This is a genomic window from Ollibium composti (assembly GCF_004801285.1).
GTDB classification, from domain to species: domain Bacteria; phylum Pseudomonadota; class Alphaproteobacteria; order Rhizobiales; family Rhizobiaceae; genus Mesorhizobium; species Mesorhizobium composti.
Map to the genome: position 1 here is coordinate 1 of NZ_SSNY01000027.1, position 1,792 is coordinate 1,792.

Consider the following 1,792-nt stretch of genomic DNA (forward strand, 5'->3'; position numbering starts at 1 on the left):
AGCGCCGGAGCTCGCCCTCCGGCTCAAGTCTATGGTCAAGTCCAGACACAAAACGATCCTCCAAATCGGATCGTCACCGTGCCCCTTCAGGCCTGCGCAAAGAAGGTGCGGTCAGAGCCTCGCTTACCCTTTCTCTACCGCCCTACAAGCTTGCAGTACAATTTTGATAGAAATCGGATTTGTGTCCGAGTCGTAGCTTTTTCCATATCCGTGAGGGTTCCGCCCAAAAATTGCAGATTGGGAAACAGACGCCTGACGAGTGCAAAAAGCGTTCGGTCACCTTCGGTCGGCTCAAAGTTCATTGTTTTTATCCTCTGGTTCGAATTCCAATTTTAAAGACCGCTTTTGAGGCGCAAGCGGCGAAACGTAACGGTAGCGCGCTGCGTGGTCTTCATCCCTCTTCCTTTGTTCGTCTGCTCTCGCTTCTGCCGATAGTCGTTTTCTCGCTGCTTCCTCATCTGCGTGCCGCTGCCTGATTCGCGGTAAATCAGAACTCGACACCGGAGTTATTCGCGCTCTCTGGACATCCATTCCTGATGGCCATTCGTACTGGCTGGGTATGACGTTGTCCTCGCCATGATACGCATAGTCACTAGGATCGGACTGAGGGGAACTTCCCGCTGACTCCAGATGATTGTGCGGCAACGTCTTCTCCGAAAGTTGTCTAAGCCCGGACACCGTGTTCCGTTTCGCTGATCGCGGCGGAAGTACTTCTGTGCAGACAATAAGTGAGATATGTGCGCTCGGCGATCGCACGAAGTCAAGCGCTTTGTCACTTATAGTCTGTAGACTGTTCGTCGACGGATGTCGACTCTCGCGGCGTGGACATTCGTAAACGCCTCGCCCGAAATCTGAGAAGGCTGCGGCAGCAGAGAAACCTGTCGCAAGAGGCTTTTGCACATGACGTGGGTATCCATCGCACTTATATATCCGACCTTGAACGTGGCGCTCGGAACCCAACTATTATCCTAGTCGATAGACTGGCACAGTTCTTGGACGTGACGCCAGGAGCACTGTTAGATGAATAGGCGTACGAACCCCATATCCCAGCGGGCACGCCCTAGGGTTTGACTTGGTGTGACTTGTTTGTAGCCTGGTATTAATTGCCGCCGAATGTTGCGGTACTGGCTGCGGCTCGCAGTGATTGCACAGTTGCGTATTCCATCGACGCGCTCTGGTATCTTGTAGTCCCAGTTTTTTCCTGCCGTTTGGGTGCTGTCGCGCCTGTTCCGCCGGCTCTTTCTGCAGGATCTGCAGGCAGCGTACGAAGCAGGCAAGTTGAGCTTCTTCGGCAACTTCGCCGACCACCTGCCGTGTTCAAGCGCGGGGTTGGCGAAGTCCGCGGGCTTGACTGGGTTGTTTATGCCAAGCCGCCGTTCGCCGGGCCGGAACAGCTGGCTCACCTCGGCCGCTATACCCATCGCGTCGCCATCGCTAAATTCCCGTCTGGTCAGTACCGCCGACGGCGAGATCTCCTTCCGCTGGAGAAATTACGGCGTGGCGGCAGGGCGAAGTTCATGGAGTTGGATGTGCACGAGTTCATCTCCCGAAGACTGCCCAGGCTGAGCGCTTCGCCGACGTCGCGATCCAACATCGACACTGGGATCACAAAGCGCTCGGCAATGTACGCGCCCCCGCCGTTCGCCCGTTCCGATATACTCGCATTGGCCTGCTGCCGGTTTTTCGGACACGGGGTTAAGCTAACATAGCTTTCTCCTCGAACTCGACGGGGCTCATATAGCCCAGTGTCGAGTGCCGTCGCCGGGGATTGTAGAAGCGCTCGATGTAATCG

The 1,792-nt window shown here is 55.6% G+C and carries 2 protein-coding genes and 1 pseudogene; 2 read left to right on the forward strand and 1 reads right to left on the reverse strand.

Annotated features, from left to right (window positions below):
- Positions 1 to 815: 815 nt before the first annotated feature.
- Together E6C48_RS22310 and E6C48_RS23220 are read left to right on the forward strand one after the other, a co-directional pair.
- Positions 816 to 1,028 (forward strand): annotated as a pseudogene (locus E6C48_RS22310) (helix-turn-helix domain-containing protein); the annotation flags it as partial.
- A gap of 285 nt (positions 1,029 to 1,313) precedes the next feature.
- A complete protein-coding gene (locus tag E6C48_RS23220; protein ID WP_168734627.1) occupies positions 1,314 to 1,709 on the forward strand; it encodes a transposase in 396 nt (131 codons plus the stop codon).
- Here the strand turns inward: E6C48_RS23220 and E6C48_RS22320 are convergent.
- Positions 1,696 to 1,792 (reverse strand): IS3 family transposase (locus E6C48_RS22320; protein ID WP_136358204.1); only part of this gene is annotated, 97 nt, incomplete at its 5' end. The genes E6C48_RS23220 and E6C48_RS22320 overlap by 14 nt on opposite strands.